Below are 25794 nucleotides of genomic sequence, written 5' to 3'. Positions count from 1 at the left end.
GGAAAGACCAGACCCGTGATCAGCAGACGCGACACAATCAAGCTCGCCGCCGCCTTCGGCGCCAGCACCCTCTTGCCGCTCTCCTCGGCAAACGCCACCGGCGGCAAGCTCGCCTGGCGCGCCTTCCAGGCCGACGAAACCGGCTTTTCCCGCATGCCGGTGCTGCTGACGGGCCGGAAAGAAGCCATCCTGCTCGACGGCGGCTTTACCCTCTCGGATGGTCGCAAGCTGGCGCAGGCCATCAAGGCGAGCGGCAAGATGCTGACGACCATCTATGTGAGCTGCCCGGATCCCGATTATTATTTCTCGCTGCGTCCGGTGGTGGAGGCCTTCCCTGCCGCCAAGGTGATCGCCAAGCCGGTGACGGTCGCCTCGATCAAGGCGAGCGTCCAGGGCAAGCTCGAGGTCTGGGGACCCAAGCTCGGCGACAACGGCCCGCGCAGCCTGGCCGAGGTGGTGATCCCCACGCCATCGGACCTCACGGCGCTCGACCTCGAGGGCCATCGCATCGAGATCGTCGAGGTGCCCGACATGCATGACCGGCGCTATCTGTGGGTGCCCGACATCAAGGCCGTGTTCGGCGGCGTGCTGGTCAGCGCCGGCGGCCATGTCTGGCTGGCCGACAACGCCGACGCCGCGTCCCGGCAGGCCTGGATCCGGGCGCTCGATGCCATTGCTGCCCGCAAGCCCCAGATCGTGGCGCCGGCCCACCACGCCGAAGGCGCTCCAGAAGGCCTCGCTGCCGTCAAATTCACCCGCGACTATATCGCCGCCTTCAACCGCGAGGCCGAGAAGGCCAAGGACAGCGCGGCCTTGATCGAGGCGATGAAGGCGCTCTACCCCAAGCTCGGCGGCCTCGATTCGCTCGATCTAAGCGCCAAGGTCGTCAAGGGCGAGATGAAATGGGGCTGATCGCCTCCCTTCCCGCCAAAATTTTCCCAACCGAAAGGAAAGCCAGATGAAGATCGCCCTGATCGGCGCCACCGGCAATGCCGGCTCGCGTATCCTCGCCGAACTCGTCAGCCGTGGCCATGAGGTCACCGCCATCGTCCGCCACCCCGAAAAGGTTCCTGCCAATCCCAAGGTCACGGCCCGCAAGGGCGACGTGCACGACAAGGCGGGTCTTGCCGCCCTGCTCGCGGGCTATGATGCGGTTGTTTCGAGCGTGCATTTTTCCACCAGCGATCCCCACGCTTTGATCGAGGCCGTGCGCGCCTCGGGCGTGAAGCGCTATCTCGTGGTGGGCGGCGCCGGCAGCCTGGAAGTCGCCCCCGGCGTCAGCCTGGTATCGACGCCCGAATTCCCGGCCATCTACAAGGAAGAAGCGACCAAGGGCGCCGAGTTCCTCGCCATCCTGCGGGCTGAGAAGGATCTCGACTGGACCTTCCTGTCCCCCTCGGCCCTGTTCGTGCCGGGCGAGCGCACCGGCAAGTTCCGTCTGGGTGGCGACCAGCTCCTGACCAACGACAAGGGCAGCAGCATCTCCTTTGAGGACTATGCCGTCGCCCTGGCCGACGAGATCGAAAAGCCTGCCCACAGCCGGGCGCGCTTCACCGTCGGCTATTGATCCGCGACGGCCTTGTCCCGGGTATTTTCCAGAAAAACTGACAGACTTTTCGATTGAGACAATACGTTAAAACAAAGAGTTAGAGCAAAGTTCGCTTCGGAGAGATCGCGCTTTGCTTTAGCGCCGCGAGCAGTTGCTCATAGGTCGGCGCCAGGGTCCGCAAGATCCTGGCGGCGGCCGAAGCCGCCCCAACACATTCTAGCATCTCTCTCGACAGCCGGTGCCGCTCATTTGAGATGGCTACCAAGATCGCTATGATCTCGTCGACAACCTGCTCCCACGCCAATGGCATGCGCATGTCATGCGGTTGGCCACAATCGATCGTTAGGCGCACCCCACCATGAAGTCGGCCGGAGCCACGTTGACATACAGCGTTGCGCATCGTGCAGCATCACCCGCGACCAAGCCATAGTGATCCGCACCGAACGACCCGTCATGGCTGGTCGATGACTGCGGTGACCATCCCGACCGGGCCAATCCGGGCTGCTTCCTCCCGCAGGGTTGCCTCCAGCCGGGCAAGCGCTCACCGCTGCTATCGCCGCTCTCACGTCAAAGCCGGCCTCCGTTGTCCCGCATTTGAGATCAACAAACGGCATGCTGCCCACCTGCCGTCTGCAAAAAGATCAGCCGGCGGCGAATTCGATCATCGGCATCGGAGGGGCGACCAAGACGCGATCACTGGCTGAATCTAAAGGAATTGTCGCTGCGACGAGGAACGGCCGAATCCCGAGCGGCTATGAATCCAACAACAAGCTGCTCATCACACGCACCAACCACCGTCAAATACCTCTCTGCGGGCGAAGTGGTAATTTTTTACTTCCGTTGAGGTATATTAGTAATGAACGAAATATCATTCAGATAAATGAACGGCATCATTCTGCCATGAATCTGATAGAAAGGATGCTCGTGAACTTCACGGCTCTTTCAGAAAATAAAAACCTAGCGTAAGCGGTTCTAAATTCTGGAATCAGTGACAGATTGGATGCCCTTTGCCCCAGCGAATCCTAATTGAGTGCTTCAATCTGGCACTAACGAGCGGAACGGGCATAAAGACCTATGCATCGAACCTCGCACGAATCGCGAATACACTCGGCTATGAGACGGAGGCGCTTTTCCAATCGCTCACTCGTCTTCAGCAGGGCGATCCGATCCTCACCGAGATATCCTTTCACGAAGGCAAGAAGAGGCGAGGCTGGAAGGAAAAATATATCCGTACGCCCTTCGAGACCCTTTTTGGCAAGCCATTTGGCATTCGGGCGGACGCGGTGCCCCAGTCAGGCCTGATCCTGAAACAGGATCCCATGCTGGAACCGTTCGCCCGCGTGTTCGCAGCCCATCAATTCACCCTGGCCGCCCGGCGTCATTTTTCACGCTATGGCACGCTTGCGACCCTGAAACTGGCATCCGCTCCCCACCTCTTTCACGCCACCCATCCGGTTCCAGTCAGAGTCCCCGGCGCCGTGAATATCTACACGATACATGATCTGGTGCCGTTGAAATTGCCGAACGCCACTCTTGACAACAAAAAGTATTATTTCAATTCAATGAAAGAGATATGCCGAAAAGCAGATCACATTGTCACCATCTCGGAAACATCCAAGAAAGATATTATATCAATAATTGGAATACCCGAGTCCAAAATAAGTGTAACCTATCAATCAATCGAAATACCTGAGAATTTAATTAATAAATCTCAAAACAGTATTGAAAAATTACTTCAAAATTCTTTTTCTCTAGAACGAGGTGGATATTTTTTGTTTTTTGGTGCGCTTGAGCCCAAGAAGAATGTCTCGCGACTGATAGACGCCTATGTTGCCTCCGGCGTATCCGCTCCGCTGGTCATAGCCGGCGGGCTTGGCTGGAACTACAGGACGGAACTGAGGCAGATCAACAATGAAAGCTTCTCAAGCTGGCGGATCACCCAGAACCAGATCATACACGAACGGAAAGTGCGGCGGTTCGGGCATCTGCCGCTCAGCCACCTCACGGCCCTGATCCAGGGCGCAAAGGCAGTACTGTTTCCGTCGCTCTACGAGGGATTTGGCCTCCCGGTTCTGGAAGCGATGATGCTCGGCGCGCCCGTCATGACATCCAATATATCGTCCCTGCCCGAGGTCGCGGGGAACGCGGCTCTGTTGGTCAATCCCTACGACCTTGAAGAAATGGCGAGCGCCATTGCAGCACTGGATAATGATCGGGATCTTCGATCGGATCTTATCAGCAAGGGAAAGGAACGCGTTCGGCACTTTTCGATGGAGAATTACAGCAAGCGCGTCGCAGAAGTGTATGGAGCGTTGCTATGATCGACGGGCGCCCTGCGTGCTTTTCAGAAAATCGACGCAGTCCGTTGCGGCAGGACGAACACACACCGGTCACAATGAATGCATTCAATGCGGTGAGTGATTTTCGCCGCCGGATCCATAGGCCTTCACGATTTGCCGATATAGGCTCTCTGCATTGCCTGTGCTCATTCAGGCGTCTTGTCCTCTCGTAAGCAAAGCAAGATACGACCTTGTCTCATACGGCCGCCCTTCCTCCTCCCGGCGCACGACAAAGAGCCAAGCCCTCGCATGGCCTCGTTCGCGATTATGTGCGCAAGCGCCTGCTCTGGCTGGCGGTCGTGATCGCGCCGACCCTGGCCGCTGTCACCTACTACGGTCTCTGGGTTACACCCCGTTATGTATCGGAAGCCGAGTTCGTGGTCAGAGGCCTCTCATCGAGCCGGCTTACCGGCTTCGACGCCCTGTTCAAGACATTTGGCATTGCCAGAACCGTCGACGATACGAACATCGTCCAAAGCTACATCTTGTCCCGGGATGCGGTGAAGCAACTGCAATCCGATATCGACATCAAGGCGATATTCTCCGATCCCCAGGCCGACATGTTCTCGAGGTTTCCGCGGTTTTGGGAAACTGACAGCTTCGAGGGTCTCTACGCGCATTATGCCTGGCGCGTGAAAGTCATTCAGGACACGACGCGCGGCATCAGCACCGTCCACGCGGAAGCCTTTCGAGCGGAGGATGCACAACGCATCACGTCACAGGTGCTGGCCCTGGCCGAGCGCCTCGTCAATCGCCTCAACGAACGGGCCCAGGCGGACGCGACCCGGAGCGCCGAAGAAGAAGTCCAGCGCGCGGAGCAGCGTGTTCTGGACGCACAGATGCAGCTCACGCAGTTCCGTAACGCGGCGACGCTGGTCGACCCCACCAAGTCGTCGACATCGGCACTGGACACGATCACGACCTTGACCAGGGACCTCGTGCAGGCTCAGGCCCAGATTCAACAACTCCAGCAGACCTCACCGTCGACGCCACAGATTTCGGTTTTGCAGGCGCGTGTCGAAGCCCTGAAGGGCCGCATAGAAACCGAACGTGGCAAGCTCGCCGGCAATGACGGGTCCCTCGCCGCCAAGGTATCGACCTATGAGACCCTTACGCTGAATCGTGACCTGGCCGACAAAAGCCTCGCAGCCGCGACCTTGTCGCTCGAGAGCGTGCGTTCGGAAGCCCGCCGGCAACAGATCTATATCGAGAAGATCGCTCAGCCCAATCTTCCCGACGAGCCAACCGAGCCCCGCCGCCTTCGCTTGATCATCACGGTGCTCATGACGGCCCTCATGAGTTACGCCGTCATCTGGATCCTGAGCGTCGGAGCCAAAGAGAAAGCGCAATGAGCGACATCGGACCGACTCCCGCGCCTTCGCTCTGGCGTTCCCTTCGCCTGCAATCGCGCATCATCGCCGCTCTGATGATCCGAGAGGGCAATGCGAAATACGGCCACGAGAATCTCGGCTTCTTCTGGATCATGATCGAACCGCTGTCGCTTGCGGCCATGGTCGCGCTGATGTGGTATGCGACCAACCATTCCCACACCGAGGCCATAGGCCTGGTGCTGTTCGTTCTGACCGGCTATTGCCCGCTGACGCTGTGGCGGCACATCGCAGGACGTTCGGCTCGCGTGATACGACAACGATCGGCGCTGTTGTTTCATGCCAATATCAAACCTTTCGACGTCCTGATCGCTGTTTTCTTCCTTGAGACAATAGGCATCTTCGCGGCCTTCATCTGCGCTTATGTCCCTCTCGTGATCTTCGGCGTGATCCTGCCCCCGCGAGACACGCTCCTGATGATCGGAGGTTGGCTGTTCCTAGCCTGGTTCTGTGTCGGGGTCGGCCTGATTCTCGCTGCCCTTACTGAGATGTTTGAGCCCGTTGAGAAGTTCATCGGCCCTCTTCTCTATGTCACCTTACCGTTGACCGGTGTTTTCGCGATGATCGATTGGTTGCCCCAGAAAGCCCAAGCCGTCCTTATCTACTCGCCAATCGCGACATCGGTCGAAATGTTTCGTGCCGGAGCGTTTCCAGAGGACATCGTGACCTACTACGATCCTTATTTTCTAACCATCGTCTGTGCCATACTGACATCCATCGGCATCCCCCTCGTGGTCTATGCTCAAAAATTTATAACCCATAACTGAGACGGGCAGATTGACGTGCTTCTCTCCTAGGGCGACATAGAAAGACTTGGCACTTGCAGCAAAAACAAGCGGATAAGCTCCAAGATCTGGCACCAATCGAAATGATCCCTCTGACACCGTCAGGGGATCTCATCGTTCACGAAGCACCCGGAAAAATGAAAGACAGCGCCCGCAGCCGCTCGCTGTTCTGGATCGCTTTCGTATTGCCCACCTTGCTTGCCGGACTCTATTTCTTCGTCTTCGCCTCCAACCAATTTGCTTCGGAGACAGAAGTAATGGTGCGCACCCCGGCTGAAAACAACCTCAGTACGATCATAAATACGCAGGGGTTCTCCCGCTCGAACGAAGAAACGCAGGCGGTCTACGCCTTCATGCGGTCGCGCGACATGGCCCAATCGCTTGCCGCACGGGACGGCCTCAAGGATGTGTATGCCCGGCCGGAAGGCGATTTCCTCAGTCGCTTTCCCAACTTTATGCAGAAAGACAATTTCGAGAGTTTCTACAAGCACTTCCGGGATTGGGTTTCCACCACTATCGACGAAAGCACGGGGATCATTTCGGTGCGTGTCTATGCGTATAGAGCCGAAGATGCACGCAATGTCGCTCTGGCTGTGATCGAGCATGCCGAGGAGTTCATCAATAAACTCAACAAGAGAGCCTATGCCGATCGCGTAGATTATGCCGAGCAGATCGTTGCCAAGGCACAGGATGGCGTGGCTGCGGTCGAAGCCAAGCTAACGCGATATCGCAATGAGGCAAAGCTGGTCGACCCCACCACAGAATCGACCGCCGCTCTCGATTCGATCGCGAAGATGACTACAGCCATTACCCAGTTGCAGGCCTCTTTGGAGCAGCAAAGGTCTCTTTCTCCCAACAGCCCCGGCATCGCTCCCCTGAGCCAGAAGATCTTCTCTTATCGCTCGGAGATCGAGAAACTCCGCCGAGAAGTGGTCGGTGGGACAGGGGCAATGTCGGATGCAATCGCCGGCTACGAACGCCTAACCCTGGAGCGAGCGCTGGCTGCACGAACATTGGAAGCGGCTACAACCAATCTACTCAAAGCTCGCCAAGAGGCGGAAACCCCCCATGTCTATCTGGTGCGCATTTCTGAGCCCAATTTGGCTAGTACCGCTGAATATCCGCGCCGGCTGATCCTGCTATTGCTAATCGCGGTACTGAACTTCGCGGCCTACGCAGTCTCGCGCTTCGCGATCACCCTTATCAGGGAGCACCGTCCATGACATTGGAGCTGAAGAGCGATGCCCCCCCAGCTTTGCCGCGCCCCGAAGTCAGTCAACAAGCGGTTCCGAGTTCACCGGAGCATAGACGCTGCATTCGTCTCGATTCAGTTACCAAGGTTTATGAAACACCGATCGGGCATCGTCGTGTGCTCGACGGCATCAGCTTCGACGTGCAGGTGGGCGAGAAGATCGCCGTACTGGGCCGCAATGGCGCCGGCAAATCCACGCTGGTGAAGATCATCGGCGGTGTGGAACCTCCCACCACCGGCTCGATCGAACGAAGCCTGTTCATGTCCTGGCCGCTCGGTTTTTCTGGGGGGCTCGAAGGTCATATGACCGGCATGGACAATATCCGCTTCATCGCGCGCATCTACCGGCGTCCTCTGGATGACGTGATCGCTTTCGTGGATGACTTCGCCGAGCTTGGACGGCAGCTCTATATCCCGGTCATGAACTACTCTTCCGGCATGCGGATGCGACTCTCCTTCGCCCTCACCCTGGCGATCGACTTTGAGTGCATTCTGATCGACGAGGTACTCTCTGTCGGCGACCAGCGTTTCCATCGCAAATGCTACGATGCCCTCTTCGTGCAACGCGCCCATTGCGCCATGGTCATCGTCAGCCACGATGTCGAAATCATCCGCAACTTCTGTCGAAGTGCGCTCGTTCTCAAGGGAGGTCGTGGTCGCGTATTTGATGATCTGGAGCTGGCTCTGAGTATCTACTCCAGCCTCTAAAGCCAAATGGATCGGCACAAAATATCATCTCATTGCATATTCGGTTCTGATATCCGCCCCCAAGTGATGCCGTCAGGCTGAAAGCAGCGCGCCGCTAGAAAATCTCGATCCTTTACACATCGTTCCCTCAAAATTCAGAGTGACCCGGCTTTCGATGATACGGGACCTGACCACGGCTGTGTCTTCCAATCGACGTTCCTCGACACCTCTATTTTCTTCAAAGCAAGGGTGCCCTCAATAGCTCCTTGCCTTGTCCACAATCGAAACTCGATCCGATTTCGCGGCTCAGTAACCGTAAACGGGACCTCAAAAAAATAATTCCCTTGCGCCGGAAGCAAAGCCGGCCTGTGAACCAAGGTTTCGTGCCCCGCCAAGATCTCAATCAAGAGTTCATTACCGGAATAATTGTCATTTACCTCAAAGCTTGAATTTAATATCCAGTCTCCCGGCGGAAGATGAAAGTAAGGCCCGTAACACAATACGCGCGCGGGGCCAACCAATTCGATCACCTCCTCGAAGGGTGCGCTGATGGGTGCCCCGACACGGTCGGTACCGAAGAATAGCTCCCTAGGCCAGCTGAATCGCTCGGCCGGTTTCATACGAAGTATCGCCCGGTAGGGTATGAGTGACTGCAGGAGCGCCTGATCATCCTTGTTCAACACATAACCCGCGTCCTCATCCCGATTTATTTCGCTGGACCACCAATTTCCGTTTCGATAGCCCAGCGCATGCAAAACTTCACCGGTTTGTTCGTCAGTTAACTGGAGATCAAGGAAGCTCAGCACATGCGCGACTAGCGATGCAGGCGTCGTGCAGTTGCCGGGAGAGAGCGTCAGCAGTTTTGGACACTGAAGGATGACGTCGTGAAGCGAGGCAAAGATCGACGAAACCGCACGGATCGCAAATTCCAACTGTACAATCGCGCTATCCCGAAGATACAGCGCCGCTAAGACCGGGTCTTCACTTACAAGGATGATCTGCTTGGCATTCGCCGCAAGCAAACTGGCTATCCGTGCGTCTGGGTTGTCGGTATGAAGAATCACATGATCGCTTTGACGTAAGGTCCATTGCTCCTGCAACTGCTCGATTGTGGTAAAGTGCAGTAAGTCGACACTACCAAGCGCCGTGCGAGCGATCAGCTGAATCGCGTGAATAGCGTGTTGTGACAATGATGATGGGACCCCGAGGACCGTTATCAGCAAATTGTATTCCTGTCTTCGTCATCTATTCAGGTATAAATTTGCGCGTCATCGAAAATATAAAATTATACGAAATATCAAAAAACTTAACCCTCCTCCATATCAACCAAGCGTCGTATAGATTCCTTGGTTCTTTCGAACTTTTCCTTCAGCTCCGCTAGCTCATTGCCAAGCCGGACTAATTCAATTTCACGTTCCCTCGCGACATTCTCCCAATGCCCCCGGGTCCAGACAGCCGTGATGCGCTCATAATCATCCGCCTTGGCACAGAAAAAAGGCTTTAATTCCGGGTGCTCTCGAGCGACATAGAACCGATTAAGCCCATCAAAAATCATAAATTCGTAATTCGCGGCAGTAAGAAGGGGATCCCAGGAACCGTGCGTCTGCACATTGGACAACGGTTCCGTCGCTTCTACCAATATGATCCATGGCCGAAAATTCTTGAAGTCCGCCCCTCGAATGACGGCCTCCTCGGCACCTTCCACGTCAATTTTGAGGAAATGAATCGGACCGGCAACATGGGCTTCGCAAATCGCCTTGAGAGTATCGGCTTGGACCTCATAAGAACGTCGCCGAAATCCGCTAGCCGTATGTCGAGCCGCAAAGTCTGCACTGGATGTAGACAGCCCACTATCTTCAATCTCATGGAACGTAAGCGTTCCAGATTGGTCCGAAGCCGCGACATTTAAGTTGATGTCTCTAGGACGATCCTTAACCAGCTTCCCATGCCAAAAGGGAGCTGCCTCAATATTAATACCCGACCAACCGAGATCATAGAACATTCTAGTCACAGAATCGGTGATAGGATCGTTAGCACCGACGTCAATGTAAAAACCAGCTTCAATCGTACCCAGCGCACGAAAAAGAAGAACATCTTCCAGAGCCTGCGCGAATGATACCGGCATTTTTTACCTCAGATCTAAGCTTTAAATCCACGTCGTATCGGAACCAGTTATTTAGAGCGAAAGGAACTGCTCTATCGATCCGAAAACTTCATATCCTGGAGAATGGAGCTCAAAAGATCTCGAAACTCTATCATCGGGTCCGACACGAATTCAGGCAAACGCTTCCTGAATGCTTCATAGGCATCCGCGCGCAGGCACACATTCCATAGATAATGCCACTCGCCATCAAGGAAGAGATCGGCATCCAAAAGATTTTGTGCCCTCATCGAACTTAGCGACGACATGAGATGCTTAGCCGCCTCCACCTCGTCATCACCCCACACCGCCTGTGTCGGTGAGATGCCACTAAGCTCGAAATAATCCAGATCGATCTTATGCGGGAAATTAGTGATCAAGGTATCGAGCAGTTTCCGCTCGCAGTCATTTGCATTAACGGTTGTCATGGAACCCGTACACTCCCTTAGGCCAACAACGTCGACAGGCGTTCCGCCATGACATCCTGATTGAACGCCCCGTTGACGAGTTCCTTAAGTGCCAGTCCTCGCTGTTTGCTGCCGGAGTCCGTTCTGAATTGTTCGAGGACTCGTACAAGATCTCCTTTCTTGTTGGCATCGAAATAATAGGCTTGATCGTAGGTGATCTCGCGAAAGACCTCCAAATCCGTGCAAATGATAGGTGCCCCGAAAGCAGCTGCCTCAACGATTGGAATCCCGAAGCCTTCGTTCAAGCTCGGGAAAATGAAACCCTCACAGGATCTCAACAGATCGAATTTCTGAGCGTCCGAGACATAGCCGGTAAAATGCAGATTGGGAAAATTTCCGGGCCTACGCTCCATGTAGCGATGGCCGTCAATCTGACCCATGACAATGAAATTTACTTTGCCAACAAAAAATTTGGAGGCTTCAACAAGCGCCGCAACGTTCTTTCTCGGTTCGTCCGAGAGGATGCTGCAAAAGAAAGGCAAATCCCCATTCCATACGGGTAGCGGGAAAAGCTTTCTTCTTGTCTGCGAGGAAGGAGTGCGCTTGAAGATATCCATCATCCACTGTTTCTGCTCCCTCGCCTTGTTTCGACGTATGGCTCTGACATAGTTGGACGGAACGCCTCTATCGCCGAACGAAGCCGCCTGCTTGACCTCCTCACGAATTGGAGGATAGATCGTTACTTCGCGGTCAACGGCCTCATTTCCATAAATTCTCTTAAAGTATTTCCCCGTCGTTTCGGAGTTGTAGATGACGTTTCTTCCGACGGACATCGTGCACTCCATCTTATGAGCAAACAATTTACGCCAATCAAAGCCCATTGAAATTTCGTAAAATGGAATTAGGTCATGAATGACGTATGATATATTTCTAGAATCCACTCCTGCAACCTGGATGTAGTGTGGAGTGTCAACAATGATATGGTCAAACCCAGATGCATCGATCGCCACTGGCCGCAAATTCTGGTACCCACGGCGAAATGACTCGGAATACACGGCCTTGTGCGTCAGAATACCATCGAATATCCGCAAATGATCAGAATAGGGCGAAGGAGCATACTCCGACAGTTCGCCAGGTTCGATTGGGAATAGAAATTGATTCCGAGCATTTTCAGCATCCGCGATCCCCAGACGAAAATCCATCAAATGAGGACGTTCATCCGCGAGGCGCTGTTCACTCGGATCCGAATAGTGCCAGTCGAAGCGGAATCTATCCCCCTCGAAGTGGCGCATTGCATCAGCAAGATAAGCTCTTCTCGTGCCAAGATGGTTGATCTGCCGCTGCACTTTTCCATTGGAAGATAAAAGTCCCATTTGCGGCGGCTCGATGAGTAACGTCACACGATGACCGAGTTTCTTCAGGATTTGGACGACACCATAGGTAAAATTAAATATACCTCTTGCATGTATTGGCGTCCCTAAACTATCAGAGATAAGAAGTATATTCTTTGACATGTGGCCGAACTCTTTGCTTGCGGAACAAACATTCTAAATTATTGAAATCTCTTTGATTTTTGAGAATGCTCTTAAGGGTTTACCAGATCAATTGCCTAACAACGTGCGCTTCACGTCAAAAAATTAGGAATATCGTTTAGATCCCACAGACCAAGATAGGAACTTCTCCAACTCGGACTTGGAAAATTGAAAGGCGGTAGCATCAAATCCAAATAACGAGACGCGCCGGAATGCTCCAGAACCAAATCTACGTTGTCGATATAATTAAAATTGTTACTTGAGAGAAAAAATTTAGACTTCGTTGCTTTCATATTCGATATAGACATATATATGTCATCGTAAGATAAGTGATTCAATAAATCCTTACAGAATATCAAATCCGCCCTAGGGGGGACCTGCTGCGTGATATCGAGCTGACAAAATTTATAATTTTTGTATTTAAATGTATTGTCAATTACTATGTTTTTAACTATATCAAATCCTAGATAATCTATATTATGATTTTCTATTATATCTCCAATCCAATTAAAATCTCCGCACGGTATATCGTTAATTGATTTAATATTATATTCTTTAATTATTAATTGAAGTGCTTTTAGTGATTCCGCTACACTAGGAGAATCCAATCTGGAGCCTGCTCCAGACTTAGACTCGAGATCCCCCCAAGCATTATTTTCATATACTTCCGTAAATCGTAACTCCAAGGAAGTCTTCCTGTCATTAATTTTCATTGTCATGCTTTTTACCTTCGATATCTGCGCTGTACCATCAGAAATGACGTTTCAAAGCAGACAAGTTGCTGGCAAGAACTGAACCATATTAAAGACCTGAACGTCGTCGATCTGCTCGTCACGAGTCAGTAGCGCCGCTACGATCCCTCTCACGACGCCTCGCGGTTGTAGATATCTTCCAGACGTATGATGTCGTCCTCGCCGAGATAACCGCCGGTCTGCACTTCGATGATCTCCAGATCGATCTTGCCGGGGTTCTCCATGCGATGCACCGCGCCGATCGGGATGTAGACGGATTCGTTCTCATGCACCGGTTTGACCTCGCTGCCGACCGTGACGAGAGCGGTACCGCGCACCACGATCCAGTGCTCGGAGCGGTGATGATGCTTCTGCAACGACAGGCGTCCGCCTGGCTTGACCACGATGGACTTGACCTGGTGGCGCTCGCTCAGATCCAGCGAGCGATAGCTGCCCCAGGGACGGAAGGATTGCCGGTGTTCCTGCGTCAGGGGGCGATGGCTGGCCTTGAGCTGCTCGACCAGCGCCTTGACACCGGCTGCATCGTCGCGGCGCGCCACCAGGATGGCATCGGGCGTGACGACGACGGCAATGTCATCAAGACCGGCGACGGCGACCAGTGGTCCGTCCGTGGAGACGAAATTGGCGCGGGCATTGACGAAGGTTGCCTCGCCGCGGGCCGCATTGCCGGCCTCGTCCAGGGCGTAGAGATCGCGCACGGCACTCCAGGAGCCGACATCCGACCAGTCGAAGGCTGCAGCCACCACGGCCGCGCGCGCCGTGCGCTCCATCACCGCATAATCGATGGAGCGGGCTTCGGCACGCGCGAAGGCGGCTGCATCGAGGCGCAGGAAGCCCAGATCGTTCTGGGCCCTGGCAACGGCCTCGGTCACTGCATCAACCGTCTCAGGCTCATGCGCCGCGTAGTCGCCGAGCAGCACGCCCGCCTGGAACAGGAAATTGCCCGAGTTCCACAAAAAGCCCTCGGCAACATAGCGCTCCGCCGTCGCCGCATCCGGCTTCTCGACGAAGCGGGCCACGCGCCGCCCGCCCACGGCGACCTCCTCACCCGGCTCAATATAGCCATAGCCGGTGGCCGGGCCGGTCGGCTCGATGCCGAAGGTCACGATATGGCCGGCCCTGGCGGCGGTGCCTGCATGCCTGCACGCTTGATGGAAGCCCTCGACATCCCGCACCATGTGATCCGCAGCCAAGGCAAGCACCAGGGCCGTCTCGCCATCCTGATCGGCGATATGGCGGGCGCCGGCGAGAATGGCCGGCCCCGAATCACGCGCCTGGGGTTCCAGCAGAACATCGGCCTCGATGCCGAGCGCTTCCAGCTGATCAGAGACCAGGAAACGATGATCCTTGTTGGTAACGATGACGGGACGTCCGAACAGGCCTGCGTCGGCAACCCGGCGCAGGGTTTCCTGGAAGGTCGAGAGCGCCCCGAAAAGAGGCAGGAACTGCTTGGGGCGGTTGGAGCGAGAGGCGGGCCAGAGCCGAGTACCGGAACCACCGCACATGATCAGAGGGCGAATCGAATTGAATGGCTCGCGCTTGAATTCCATGATCTCGGACGCCACAAACACCTCCAGGCAGGTTCAGTCCTTGCGACAAACTCAGATCACGCAGCGTCAATGCCGCAAGGATTCTCTCGCATAAATACCGACATACTTATGACAATCAAGCGACATTCCAGAAGATCGAGGCAAAGATAAGGCCGCCTCTTCTGATAATACCACCACATTCACAAATATGAACAAATCCAGCCGAACATCAACGTGGTCGCTTTTTTGAAATATTTCTATTATAATCAGATACTTAAGTAAATTTCCGGCATTCTCATTCGACACATGCGCCGGCTTCAATTCTGAAAAATTATTGAAATATGGTATTATATTACTACAATTACTCAAGGTCATTTCGAATGCGTCGCCAAGGCGTCGTCACCCGCTCGACCAGAGCGAACGAAGCGACGCTTTCAAAGCAAGCGCGCCCCGCCCTTTCGGGCGAGGCGCGCTTGAGCAAAACCGCTCGATAGCTTGGACTTTAGCGCCCGATCGTCGACAGATTGGCGCCGGCGCTGACGATACCCACGCCTCCACCGATCATCTGCAGGAACTTGGCGAGGTCGGTCGAGGGCGCGTTCGAGATGTAGAGCACATCCTTGTTGCGCATCAGGAAACGCTGCGACCACAGGAAGGAGCCTGGATTCTTCATATCGAGGCGATAGACCACAGGCACGCTGCCCGAACGATAACCGGCCGGTGCCGCTCCGCCCCTGAGGTCGCGATAGGCGTCTGCATCTTCATAGCGGAACACGAAGACGCCGCTGGCATCCGAACGCTGGTCGTTGAGACCGCCGGACTTTCCAATGGCTTCCGCGAGAGTGACCCTGTCGCTCGTAAACTCGATGGTGTCGTTTTTCCCGGTGGCGCCGAGCACGGTGAAGGTGCGCGGCTCGCGATAGATGAAGAGCTGATCGTCCGCGCGCATATAAATGTTCTCGCGCGGATTGGAGACCAGAGAAGTCAGGCTTTCCACGCCCGTGCGCGATCCACGGGTCAGGCGAACGAAGAGGTCGTGGGCGGCGGCCCGCGGGCCGCCGGCGAGAGCGATCGCATCCAGCACGCGCGTGCCCTTGACGGCAAGGGGAAAGCGCCCGCCCTGGCCGACTTCGCCGGACACCGTGACGAGATTGGCGGCATTCTGGGTAAGCGTGACCAGCACCTGCGGTTCAATCGCCTTGGACGACAGGGCGCTGACAACAGCCTGGCCCACCTGAGCCGGTGTACGCCCGGCGGCGACGACGCTGCCGGCATAAGGCACGTTGATGCGCCCGCCGCGATCGATCTGCTGGGGCGGCAACTGCACGCTCTTGCTACCTGCGCTGCCGGTGGCGTCGGAGGTGCCGAACAGGCCGCCCGAACTCGCCTCGAAAATGGAGACCGACACCATGTCGCCCACGCCCAGCGTGCCGCTCGACGGCGGGCCTCCGGCAGCAAAGCTGCCAAGGAAGCCGGTCGGCCGATGCCGCGACAACACGGCGACCGTCGCAGCGTTGACGTCGAAGATGGAATAGGGGCTCGCAACTCCGCGCGCCTGCCCACCGCCACCCTGCTGATTGTTCAGAATGGTTTTGGCCGTGGGGCCAGCATTCGGCAGGCTGGAGCAAGCCGAAAGGCCGGCGGTGATCAGGAGAATGATTGGAATACGCAGCACTTCGACATCACTCGCTTTTCAACGGCACCATTTCTTTTTCCCATCACTGACAGATCGGAACAAGCTTTGATGCTCTTCGTGGTAAAGATCTCAATTCCGAAAGAGGTAACATTTGCCGAAACAGCCGTTTCCTCTGAACATTTCCCAATCGACGCCGACGACATGGACACCACGACTTCAGACGCCGAATCGGCCTCTACCCATCTCGCCATGGGAACCTCGTTCGCTCGGGCCAACGCAAACTCCCCGCTCCCCTGTCCCACATTTTCGCTTTCGTTCCTGTCTCCCGAAAGGTAAGTAGGAATCATGAAAATTGGCGGAGGGCTTTGGCAGTGCCGACCGAAGGAGGCTGCATGACAGCCCGGGCCAATTTGCAAACTTTCAGTGATAATGCAACAGAAATTGCGCCGGCTGCGGCAGCTATCCCGTCACGAAATCTACACATTAGATTCTCTTCTGGGAACGTATCTTTAATCGCACACCATGTTTTTCCAACTTTCATCAAGAAAAAAATTAGGTATTCTTATAATATACTGCCCTCCGATAGCCAGCATTCCGCTCGAATTCCCCTGGAGGACGCCTCGACCGCGAATTGTAATCGCCAGAAGCCTGTCTGCGAAATCGGCACTACTCCTTTAGCAGTAGAGCATCACGCCCTTGCATCGTCACCTCCACCGGCACGCGTAAGCAGTTTCCGCCTGGAAAGACATCCGGCCAGGTCTTTCAGACTGGCAGCGCGATCCAACTCACGGCTGTCTTTGACCGGCCCACGCACGCAAGCGGCACTGAAGCCGCGATCCTCCGTCAGTGTCTCCGGCTCGTTGCCGGCCGGGCTCGTTCCCCTGCCCCATGAGGTATGCTGATGGATCAGTCCTGGTTGCCTCGTCCTGGCAGCGTTATCGGCCTGCCCCTGGTCACCCTGCTGCGCTTTCCCGATCTGGGCGAGTTGCTGCCGGATTACCGGCTGGTGGCGCTGGAACGGGCTGGAGCGCGGGTTGACGCCATCGCCGGCTGGGGCCGCAAGCTGCCGGCTCGCTGGGCCAGGTATAGGGCTGCCCGGCTTTCCCGCCCCTTCTTCACGCTGGAGGACGGCTTCCTGCGCTCGGTCGGCCTCGGCAAGATGGGGGCGGCCGCCGTTTCGGTGGTGATGGACGACCTCGGCGTTTATTACGACGCCCGCACACCGTCGCGGCTCGAACACGAATTGGCGGGGGGGGATTTCCGCGCGTCCCGGCCACGCGCGGCCGCCCTGCGCGAAGACATCGTGCAACGGCGGCTGACCAAATATAATCACCTTCCCGACACTCCCGTGTCGCTGGGGCCGCGCGGAAACCGGCGGATCCTGCTGGTGGAGCAGGTCGCGGGCGATTTATCGATCGCCGGGGCCTGCGCCGACGAGACGAGTTTTGCCGCCATGCTGGCCGATGCTCTCGCCCTGCAGGACGCGCAGGTCATCATCCGCTCCCATCCGGATGTGATGGCGGGCCGAGCCCAAGGCAGCTTCTCCGGCCTCCCGGCCGCTGCCCATCTGCGCCGGCTCGATGATGCGGTCTCCCCTCATGCCGTGCTCGATGAGGTCGACGAGGTCTGGACCGTCTCAAGCCAGCTCGGCTTCGACGCCCTACTGCGCGGCCTGCCGGTGCGGTGCTATGGCGTGCCCTTCTACGCCGGCTGGAATTTGACCGAGGACCGGCCGGTCCGGCCGAGCGCGCACGAAGCCTTGGCCCGCCGCCTTCAGGCACGGACCGGCGCCCCGCTCGACATCGTCGATCTCGTCGATGCCGCCCTGATCCGCTACCCGCTCTATGCCGATCCGATCACCCGTCGCGCCGCCAGCCCGGAACAGGCGATCGCACGGCTACAAGGCTGGCGCGCCCATGCCGGCCACTGGCGCGGGGAGACCGAGGCCGTCGCCATCAAACAGCACAAGCGGCCGATATTGCGGCGCTACTGTGCCGCCCCCGGCGGTACCCTTCGCTTCAGCGCAGCGGCCTCTGGCAAGGCACGGCAGCTGAGTTGGGGTCTGCCGCCTTCCGCCGCCGGCGGGGCTGCGAGGGCACCAGCGATCACGGTCGAAGACGGTTTCCTCAGATCGGTCGGGCTCGGCTTCCCCGGCACCGTGCCGATCTCGCTGTGCTTCGATGCCAGCGGCATCTATTACAATGCAACCGCCATCAGCGACCTCGAAACCCTGCTCGAAACCGGCACGTTTCCTGCCGAACTTACCGATCGCGCCGCCCGGCTGCGCCAAGCGATCCTGCAGGCCGGCCTGACCAAATATAATCTGAGCAGCGACGTGCCTGACGAGGTTCCTCGGCAGGCGCGGGGCCGCCGGCGCGTGCTGGTGACGGGACAAGTGCCGGATGACCAATCCCTCAAGCTGGGCCTGCCCTGCCAGGCCAGCAATCTCGAATTTCTCCGGGCCGTCCGCCGGGACTGCCCCGACGCCTTCGTCATCTTCAAGGAGCACCCCGATCTGGTGGCCGGCAAACGGCCCGGCCTGAGCGATCGGAACGAGGCCTGCGCCCTGGCCGATCATCTGGCAGTGTCGGGCGATGCGGCGGCCTGGATCGACTTTGCCGACGAAGTGCATGTGCGGACCTCGCTGGCGGGATTCGAGGCCCTGTTGCGAGACAAGCCCGTGACCTGCCACGGCGCGCCCTTCTTTGCCGGCTGGGGCCTGACGACCGACCGCGTCGCCATACCGCGCCGCACGCAGCGCCGCACGCTCGACGAATTGGTGGCTGCCGCCCTCATCCTCTATCCGACCTATCTTCACCCCATCCGGCGGCTGCCAATGGAAGCCGAAGATGCGGTGGCCTGGTTGAGCGCGGCGCGCCAGGCCCCTGCCGGAAGAACCAACCCCTTGCGCCGAATCATACGCTGGTGGCCACGCAATGCAGTTTCTTTTTGACGTATCGCGGCACCTGCGCCGGCTCATTCGCACCACGCCCACCGGCATAGACCGGGTCGATGCCGCCTATATCCGGCTGCTGCCCGATCTCGCCGGCGACGTCTCCTTCGTGGCCAAGATGCCCGGCTTCAACGGCCTGCGGCGTGTCGACAGGCTCCTACCATCCACGGAATACCTGGCCTGGCAGGGCCTCGACGTCGACGAGGATCGCATCTACAGCGATTTGGCCGATTATCTGGCCGCACCGGCCTGGCTCTCCGAACGCGGCTGCCGCCGCCTGGCGGAAACCGGCCGTACCGAGCCTTCCGCCGCCCGGGTAGCGCTCGCCGGCATGCGGCAGGTCTTCGGCACCCGGGACTTGCCTCCCGACCTGCGCGGATCGGTGTATCTCAATACCTCCCACTCCGGCCTGGAAAACACGCTTAAAATTCGGGAGATGAAGCGGCGGGGCGCCCGCATCGTCGCTATGCTGCACGATCTCATTCCTATCGATTTTCCGGAGTTTTGCCGCGAAGGGGAGGCGGACAAGCATCACCGACGCATGCTTTCCTTGCTGCAGCATGCCGATCTGATCATCGCCAATTCGGCTTATTCGCGCGATCGGTTCATCGCATGGCTGGCGACGATCACCCCGCGGGGCGAACGCCGCTCCCCTGCGCCACCCATCGTGGTGGTGCCTCTGGCCGTCGAGAACGAGTTCCTGACCCGCCAGGCGCTGCGGCCACCCCCCTCACAAATACCCTATTTCGTCTGTCTCGGCACGATCGAGGCCCGCAAGAATCACACCCTGCTCCTGCTGCTTTGGCGCCGGCTCGCCGAGAAACTCGGTACGGCCTGTCCGCGCCTGGTCCTGGTGGGACGGCGAGGCTGGAAGGTCGATCAGGTCCTGGATCTGCTGACCCATGCGGCACCGCTGGCCCGCCACGTCGTGGAAGTTTCGGACCTCAGCGACCGAGCCGTGGCCTCCTTGATTGCCGGCGCTCACGGCATGGTGCAGCCGTCATTGGTGGAGGGGTTCGGGCTGCCGATCCTCGAAGCCAATGCCCTCGGCGTGCCGGTGATCGCCTCCGATATTCCCGCCCACCGCGAAGTGGCGGAGCTTGCCGGCCATCACGGCATCAGCCTGGTCGACCCCATCGACCTGCCGCAATGGATGGGCGCGGTGACGACACTGGCCTCGGACCGTTTCGAGCTCAGCACCCGTGTCGCCGTGCCCACATGGCAGGATCACGTACAGCAGGCCCTCGAGGTCATGCGCGATCATTTCCAGCACTCGGCCTCGAAAAACAACTTCGTCAGGGGGAGGCCAGCATGAGATAGGACTGTTTCATGCTACCATCTACCTTAGGGAAATTTTCCCATTTGAGATACAATTTTCTACTTTATCAAACCAGCTTTGGTAAAACTCCTTTGTGATTACAGCCAAATCATCTTATCTTGCATTGGCCGGGCGGATCCTCCACCTTCGGGCTCTCATAGAACTGAAGATGTTATTTCCGGGCTACCTGTTGCATCAAAGCTACAGACTCGTGTTTCGAAAACTGGCATGGTGACCTTACCTTTAGGAGTAACGCATATGAGAATCTCTGCAGCAGCAATTGCTCTCCTGCTCACGTCGACGGCCGCTATCGCTGCCGATCTTGCGCCTGCACCCGTTGAGCCTGTGGCACCGGTTGTCCTGCCGTTTTCCTGGACGGGCTTTTATGCTGGTGCGAACGTCGGTTATGCCTTTGGCGGCCGCGATACGGTTGGCATTCATAATCCGACTTTCATCGGCGACATCGGCAAGCTGACGGGCAAGGGTTTCCTTGGTGGCTTGCAGGCCGGCTATAACTACCAGTTCGACAACATCGTGGTCGGTCTCGAAACCGACTTCCAGGGTGCCCAGATCAAGGACACCGTGCATGGCGTCGTCGCTGGCGCTCCCGGTCGCGCTCGCTCGGACATCAAGTGGTACGGCACCCTGCGTCCGCGCATCGGCTATGCCTATGATCGCTTCCTGATCTACGCAACCGGTGGTCTGGCCTACGGCAACATCGACTACAAGCTGAGCTATAACGGCGCTTCCTTCAGCGACAGCAACACCAAGGTGGGCTGGACCGCAGGCGCCGGTGTCGAATACGCCTTCACCGACAACATCTCGGGCCGTATCGAATATCAGTATGTGAATTTCGGCAGCTACACGGTACGCGGCGGCGGCACCCTCAATTCCAAGGCTTCGCCGGACTTCCACGCTGTGCGCCTCGGTGTGAACTACAAGTTCTGATCTAGCGCTGCTGCATTTGATTCATCGCATAAACGGGGGCATTTTTGCCCCCGTTTTTGTTTGTTGGAATGACGAGAACGACACGGGCGCGTAAGAAATGGACGGGCGTTGCCAGCACCATCAGAGCACGCTCTCATCCATTCTAAGTCGGCTAAATAAAAGCTGCATGGCCTTTGCGGCACCGGGATATGGTAGCGTTTGGACGGCCCTGCGTTCCTGCTGGCCATCGGGATGCTTCACCATACTATTCGAGAATGCGAAGTTCCGTTACGCGATTTCAAGCCGATTTCGGCACACGCGCAGGGCTTCTTTTCGGCAGTTCCACCACATTGTCGTCGATGCGACTGATCAGGTTGCTGATAGTGAGATCGAAGTAACGGCTGAGATAATAGGAGCCGTTGATCTGCGTCTCGACCACCAGGTGACTGATGAAGGCGTTTTTCGCCGCTGCGTTGGGCAGGAAGGGAGCGTTCCAGAACTGTTTCAGCTTGTCTTCGCCGCCCTGGGCCACGAGGCCATCAATGGCATAATGCGCATTCCCGAGCACGAATACCGGGCAATTGCGCTGCAGAGCCAGAATTCCCGTGGTGCTGTTGACCGTGATCATACCACGAGCGTGCCGGATCAGCAGTCCCGTCGGCCCGTCGTCGATCAGGGAGACCCGATCCGCCACCCCCGCCAATTTGGCAAGCTGCGCCACGAAACGGTGGTAGGGCCGATGTCCGCGGTCGAGCGGATGGGCCTTGAAGGCAAGGCGGGTGCCAGGCGGTGCATGCTTGGCAAAGGAGCGGATCGTGGCTTCGATCATGCGCTCCATGGTCCAGCCCGCCCCATGGACGCGCAATTGCAGATCATCGTGGACCTGAAGGGCCGCAACAAAATATTTGCGGTCGAAATGATCGACGAGGTCGATGATTTTCTTCGCATTGGTCCAGCGATCGGTGTATTTGCGGATGGCATTGCGACTCCAGAGCATCGCCTCGCCGAGCAAGGAACGCTCGCGATGATGCGAGTATTGCCGGAACACCACATTGCCGGCCGACATCGCCACGTAATACTTGAAGGCCCACCAGGCCATGGGCTTGAAGCTCGTCGCCGGGATCGTCACCGGCGCCTCGATGGAGGTCACCTTGGTGCGGTCATAGGCCGACAGGACCCGCGGTAGGGGCGAGGCCGCATTGTTACCCTCTCGCTCGGCGGTCACATAATCGGGCCGGATATAGCCTTCCTCGAGGCACCAGACATCGACACCAAGCTCCCGGCACAGGGCCACGGCCACCTGGTGATAGGGGCGCTGGTCACCGAACAGGATCACCTTGTCCGGCTTCTGGCCAAGCAGGAACTGTGAGAACCAGCCACGCCAAGCCGACAGGCTGTCGGAAAACATGACAAACGGAATCCGCCTGGAATAGATGCGGTCTCCGAGATTGAAATTGATCTTGAGGACTCTGTCGCCACGCGCCAGGAGCGATTGCGCAAGCTCGGAAAAAAAGGGCCCCACCGGTCCCTGGAGCAGCACAATGAACTTGGGACGCGGCATCGGCAATCCGATAATTGATTCAAACTGGAACAGCCTGGACATACTGATAGTTCTTGTCGCAAATATGTACATACGGCTGATTTGACAGGGTGCCTCTCCGGTAGGCACCGCAGCATCGGATCCCATTTCGGACGCGTGTCCGACGTTGTGGGTTGTCACTCTAGCATCATTTTTGCCGAAAGCCGGCATCCACTTTTCGGCACGATGCTCTATTCTGCGGCAATGCGTTCGAGCGCCCGGCCGAAGGCGCGTGCGGCGGGCCCGAGCGGCTGGTCGAGGCGATGGGCGAGATAGGCCTCCGTGCCGGTCCGGGCATGACGGCCCAGATCCTTCGTGCGCAGCCGGACAAGACGGCCTTCCAGAAGATCCCGTTCCACCTGCCAATAGGGCAGCCGGCCCCAGCCGAGGCCGGCCAGGATCATGGCGTGCTTGGTATCCTGGCCGCCGACCCGGCAGGTCTGTGGTGACAACACGCCGAAATCCCGCCCCTCCGACAAGGTGGTCGGATCGACCAGAACGATCTGCAGATGATCCGCGAGTTCGGCAACCTCGATCGCCTGGTCGTCACTTCGCGTCGCCAGAGCGTGCCCCGCAGCAGCGACCGCCAGGATTTCGATGGAGGACAGGGCCTGTAGCGACACGCGCGGATCACGAAAGCTCTCCCCGGTGATCACGGCCAGCACACTGCGCCCGGCCAACAAGGCGGCAAGCGGGCCGCCGAGCGGTTCGACGGCCAATCTGATCGCGACCGACGGGTAGTCCTGCCTCATTGCTTCGAGTGCCGCGCCGATCCAGGCAGTCGGAAACAGTGTGTCCACCACCAGGGAAAGTTCGAGCTCCACCCCCTCCCCCAGCCCATGGGCGCGGGCACGCATGGCGTCCACGCGCAGGAGGATGTCGCGTGCATTGGCGAGCAGCGCCTTGCCCTCCACGGTCAGCACCGGGCGATGACCGGAGCGATCAAACAGGGCCAGCCCGAGTTCGGCCTCCAGATTGGCGATGGCATGGCTTACCGCCGACTGCACGCGCGACAGCCTGGCAGCTCCCGAACGAAAGCTGCCGCTGCCGACAACCGTTACGAAGATTCGTAGTTGATCCAGGGTAAGGGCATCGATCATGATCAATTCTTTCGATCAATTTGATGCCATTTATATCACTCCGATCGATAGACAGGAAATGCCATGCTCCCATCATTCAGGAATGACGAGGAGTTGACGATGACGTCCGTGCTGGTTCTGTATTATTCCTCCTACGGCCATATCGAGGCCATGGCGCAGGCGGTGGCGGAAGGCGTAGGCGAGGCCGGCGCACGAGCCGTGGTGAAAAGGGTGCCGGAAATCGTACCGGATGCGGTCGCTATCCGCGCCGGCTACAAGCGGGATCAGCGCGCGGAGATTGCCGATATCGCCGAGTTGGCCGATTATGATGCCGTCATCTTCGGCACGCCGACCCGCTTCGGCACGATGGCCGCACAGATGAAGAACTTTCTCGACCAAGCCGGCGGGCTATGGGCGCACAATGCCCTGGTCGGGCGCATCGGCAGTGTCTTCACCTCCTCCGGCAGCCAGCATGGCGGGCAGGAGGCCACGATCCTGTCCACCCATATCGTGCTGCTGCATCTGGGCATGGTCGTTACCGGCCTGCCTTATACCTTCCAGGGCCAGTCGCGCATGGACGAGATCACTGGCGGTTCACCCTACGGCGCTTCGACGCTGGCCGATGACGGTCGCGGCGGCAATCGCAAGCCCAGCGCCAACGAACTCGACGGCGCGCGCTTCCAGGGGCGCCATGTCGCCCATCTCGCCCGGGCCCTTGCTGCCGCGCGGCTCCAGGAGGCGGCCTGATGGTCACGACCATCCCGCTGCCGAGCACCACCACGGCCTGGCCGGCCATGGTGGTGGTGGTCGCCTGCGGCATCGCAGCCTCGCTGCAGGTCGGCAAGGCGCTGATCGCCACGCCCATGCTGCAGGCCGATCTCGGCCTTACCCTTGGCGCCATTGGCTGGCTGGCCGGGATCTTTGCCATGCTCAGCCTGGTTTGCGGGGTGCCGGCGGGCGCGATCATCACAGGTTTCGGGGATCGCCGCGTGCTCCTGCTGGGCCTGGGCGCCATCGCAGCCGGTAGCGGCCTCGGTGCCCTTGCCTCCCACTATGGCGCACTGGTCGCTTCACGCATCGTCGAAGGCCTCGGGTTCCTGATGGTCACGGTGGCAGGTCCCGCCATCCTGAACCGGATCTGCCCGGTCGGGCGGCGCGATCTCGCTTTTGCCGTGTGGAGTTGTTTCATGCCGGCCGGCATGGCCCTCGCCATGCTCGCCGGCCCGCTTTTCAGCGACTGGCGTGCCATCTGGTGGTCCGGTGCGATCATCGCATGCCTTGCCATCCTGGCGGCCTTGCTCACCGTGCCGGGCGGACAGCAGTCGAGTGCGCCTCCGCCGCAGCACCTCGGCCGGGATGTCCTTGCCGTGGTGACGGCCGGCGGGCCCCCACTGCTTGCCTTGTGCTTTGCTCTCTACAGTCTGATGTTCTTTGCCCTGTTCAGTTTCCTGCCAGTGCTGCTGATGCAGCATATGGGCTTGAGTTACGGTGCCGCCGGCATGCTGAGCGCCCTGGCAAGTGCATCGAACATCATCGGCAATCTCGCGGCAGGCTTTCTCCTTTCGCGTGGTGCCGGCCGCGCCATCCTGATCGCGGGCGCCAGCCTGGTGATGGGAATCACCGCACCCAGCGTGTTCCTGCAGATCTTTCCGGACGGCCTGACGCTGCTGCTGTGCATCCTGTTCTCGGCCGTGGGCGGCATCATCCCGGCGACATTGCTGTCCTCCGCGCCTGTCTTGGCGCCCGCCACATCCCTGGCTCCCATCGTGGTCGGCCTCGCCATGCAAGGCAGCAGCCTCGGCCAGGTGGCGGGGTCGGTTGCCGTGGGTGGGCTCATCGATGCCTATGGCTGGCGATCGGCCGGCCTGCTCGTCATTGTGGCGGCCATCGCAGCCATCGTCGTCGCCCTGGTCCTCAGCCGGGCGACAACGAGGTCATGAAG

Annotated in this window: 22 protein-coding genes; 13 read left to right on the top strand and 9 right to left on the bottom strand. The window is 58.0% G+C overall.

All coding sequences use genetic code 11. The features are described from left to right. The first annotated feature begins 15 nt into the window (after positions 1–15). The 8 genes from ACZYTC_RS20700 (at position 16) to ACZYTC_RS20665 (ending at position 8021) form a co-directional block, all read left to right on the top strand. Complete coding sequence (locus ACZYTC_RS20700) at positions 16–912, top strand: MBL fold metallo-hydrolase (protein ID WP_488990441.1); 897 nt, start codon at positions 16–18, stop codon at positions 910–912. A 46-nt stretch (positions 913–958) separates the two neighbouring features. Next, on the top strand, positions 959–1567 hold the full coding sequence (locus tag ACZYTC_RS20695) for an NAD(P)-dependent oxidoreductase (RefSeq protein WP_488990440.1): 609 nt from the start codon (positions 959–961) through the stop codon (positions 1565–1567). A 594-nt stretch (positions 1568–2161) separates the two neighbouring features. Beyond that, on the top strand, positions 2162–2515 hold the full coding sequence (locus ACZYTC_RS20690; protein WP_488990439.1) for a hypothetical protein: 354 nt from the start codon (positions 2162–2164) through the stop codon (positions 2513–2515). Positions 2516–2556: 41 nt separating this feature from the next. Continuing rightward, the gene (locus ACZYTC_RS20685) at positions 2557–3870 is read left to right on the top strand and encodes a glycosyltransferase family 4 protein (protein WP_488990438.1); all 1314 of its coding nucleotides are present in this window, start codon (positions 2557–2559) and stop codon (positions 3868–3870) included. A 209-nt stretch (positions 3871–4079) separates the two neighbouring features. Next, on the top strand, positions 4080–5240 hold the full coding sequence (locus ACZYTC_RS20680; protein ID WP_488990437.1) for a KpsE/RkpR family capsule polysaccharide export protein: 1161 nt from the start codon (positions 4080–4082) through the stop codon (positions 5238–5240). After that, complete coding sequence (locus tag ACZYTC_RS20675) at positions 5237–6043, top strand: ABC transporter permease (protein ID WP_488990436.1); 807 nt, start codon at positions 5237–5239, stop codon at positions 6041–6043. The genes ACZYTC_RS20680 and ACZYTC_RS20675 overlap by 4 nt, the downstream gene beginning before the upstream one ends. Positions 6044–6096: 53 nt before the next feature. Continuing rightward, the gene (locus tag ACZYTC_RS20670) at positions 6097–7284 is read left to right on the top strand and encodes a KpsE/RkpR family capsule polysaccharide export protein (RefSeq protein ID WP_488990435.1); all 1188 of its coding nucleotides are present in this window, start codon (positions 6097–6099) and stop codon (positions 7282–7284) included. After that, complete coding sequence (locus ACZYTC_RS20665; protein WP_488990434.1) at positions 7281–8021, top strand: ABC transporter ATP-binding protein; 741 nt, start codon at positions 7281–7283, stop codon at positions 8019–8021. The genes ACZYTC_RS20670 and ACZYTC_RS20665 overlap by 4 nt, the downstream gene beginning before the upstream one ends. Before the next feature lie 134 nt (positions 8022–8155). Here ACZYTC_RS20665 and ACZYTC_RS20660 read toward each other — a convergent pair whose 3' ends face one another. The 7 genes from ACZYTC_RS20660 to ACZYTC_RS20630 form a co-directional block, all read right to left on the bottom strand. Next, entirely contained in the window at positions 8156–9223 is a 1068-nt protein-coding gene (locus ACZYTC_RS20660) for a hypothetical protein (RefSeq protein WP_488990433.1), read from the bottom strand. A gap of 83 nt (positions 9224–9306) precedes the next feature. Continuing rightward, positions 9307–10125 carry an FkbM family methyltransferase gene (locus ACZYTC_RS20655; RefSeq protein ID WP_488990432.1) on the bottom strand — a complete coding sequence of 273 codons (819 nt, stop codon included), beginning with the start codon at positions 10123–10125 and terminating at the stop codon, positions 9307–9309. A 71-nt stretch (positions 10126–10196) separates the two neighbouring features. Next, positions 10197–10568, bottom strand: coding sequence for a hypothetical protein (locus tag ACZYTC_RS20650; RefSeq protein ID WP_488990431.1), 372 nt, complete (start codon positions 10566–10568; stop codon positions 10197–10199). A gap of 17 nt (positions 10569–10585) precedes the next feature. Beyond that, positions 10586–12061: a glycosyltransferase gene (locus ACZYTC_RS20645; protein ID WP_488990430.1), complete on the bottom strand. Its 1476-nt coding sequence runs from the start codon at positions 12059–12061 to the stop codon at positions 10586–10588. A gap of 110 nt (positions 12062–12171) precedes the next feature. Further along, positions 12172–12798 (bottom strand): hypothetical protein, encoded by a 627-nt coding sequence (locus ACZYTC_RS20640; protein WP_488990429.1) that lies wholly within the window; start codon positions 12796–12798, stop codon positions 12172–12174. A gap of 143 nt (positions 12799–12941) precedes the next feature. Continuing rightward, positions 12942–14381: a mannose-1-phosphate guanylyltransferase/mannose-6-phosphate isomerase gene (locus ACZYTC_RS20635; protein ID WP_488990647.1), complete on the bottom strand. Its 1440-nt coding sequence runs from the start codon at positions 14379–14381 to the stop codon at positions 12942–12944. Between the two features lie 481 nt (positions 14382–14862). Next, a complete protein-coding gene (locus ACZYTC_RS20630) occupies positions 14863–16035 on the bottom strand; it encodes a polysaccharide biosynthesis/export family protein (RefSeq protein WP_488990428.1) in 1173 nt (390 codons plus the stop codon). Positions 16036–16897: 862 nt separating this feature from the next. On the opposite strand from ACZYTC_RS20630, the gene ACZYTC_RS20625 reads away from it, so the two are divergent. From ACZYTC_RS20625 to ACZYTC_RS20615, 3 genes are all read left to right on the top strand, one after another. Next, positions 16898–18949 carry a capsule polysaccharide biogenesis protein gene (locus ACZYTC_RS20625; protein WP_441770938.1) on the top strand — a complete coding sequence of 684 codons (2052 nt, stop codon included), beginning with the start codon at positions 16898–16900 and terminating at the stop codon, positions 18947–18949. Beyond that, the gene (locus tag ACZYTC_RS20620) at positions 18933–20264 is read left to right on the top strand and encodes a glycosyltransferase family 4 protein (protein WP_441770937.1); all 1332 of its coding nucleotides are present in this window, start codon (positions 18933–18935) and stop codon (positions 20262–20264) included. Before ACZYTC_RS20625 ends, ACZYTC_RS20620 begins: the two co-directional genes overlap by 17 nt. A gap of 261 nt (positions 20265–20525) precedes the next feature. After that, a complete protein-coding gene (locus ACZYTC_RS20615; protein ID WP_441770936.1) occupies positions 20526–21215 on the top strand; it encodes an outer membrane protein in 690 nt (229 codons plus the stop codon). Between the two features lie 277 nt (positions 21216–21492). On the opposite strand, the gene ACZYTC_RS20610 is transcribed toward ACZYTC_RS20615, so the two are convergent. Both ACZYTC_RS20610 and ACZYTC_RS20605 read right to left on the bottom strand, forming a co-directional pair. After that, entirely contained in the window at positions 21493–22755 is a 1263-nt protein-coding gene (locus ACZYTC_RS20610) for a capsule polysaccharide biogenesis protein (protein ID WP_441770935.1), read from the bottom strand. A 209-nt stretch (positions 22756–22964) separates the two neighbouring features. Further along, positions 22965–23873 (bottom strand): LysR family transcriptional regulator, encoded by a 909-nt coding sequence (locus tag ACZYTC_RS20605; protein WP_488990427.1) that lies wholly within the window; start codon positions 23871–23873, stop codon positions 22965–22967. Between the two features lie 99 nt (positions 23874–23972). Between ACZYTC_RS20605 and wrbA the strand changes: the two genes are divergently transcribed. Next, positions 23973–24599 carry an NAD(P)H:quinone oxidoreductase gene (wrbA, locus tag ACZYTC_RS20600; protein WP_488990426.1) on the top strand — a complete coding sequence of 209 codons (627 nt, stop codon included), beginning with the start codon at positions 23973–23975 and terminating at the stop codon, positions 24597–24599. Beyond that, entirely contained in the window at positions 24599–25792 is a 1194-nt protein-coding gene (locus ACZYTC_RS20595) for an MFS transporter (protein ID WP_488990425.1), read from the top strand. Before wrbA ends, ACZYTC_RS20595 begins: the two co-directional genes overlap by 1 nt. Positions 25793–25794: the final 2 nt, after the last annotated feature.

The organism is Labrys sp. F242, assembly GCF_057813875.1.
The sequence above is the reverse complement of the archived record's forward strand: the minus strand, read 5'-3'. Positions and strand labels throughout refer to the sequence as shown.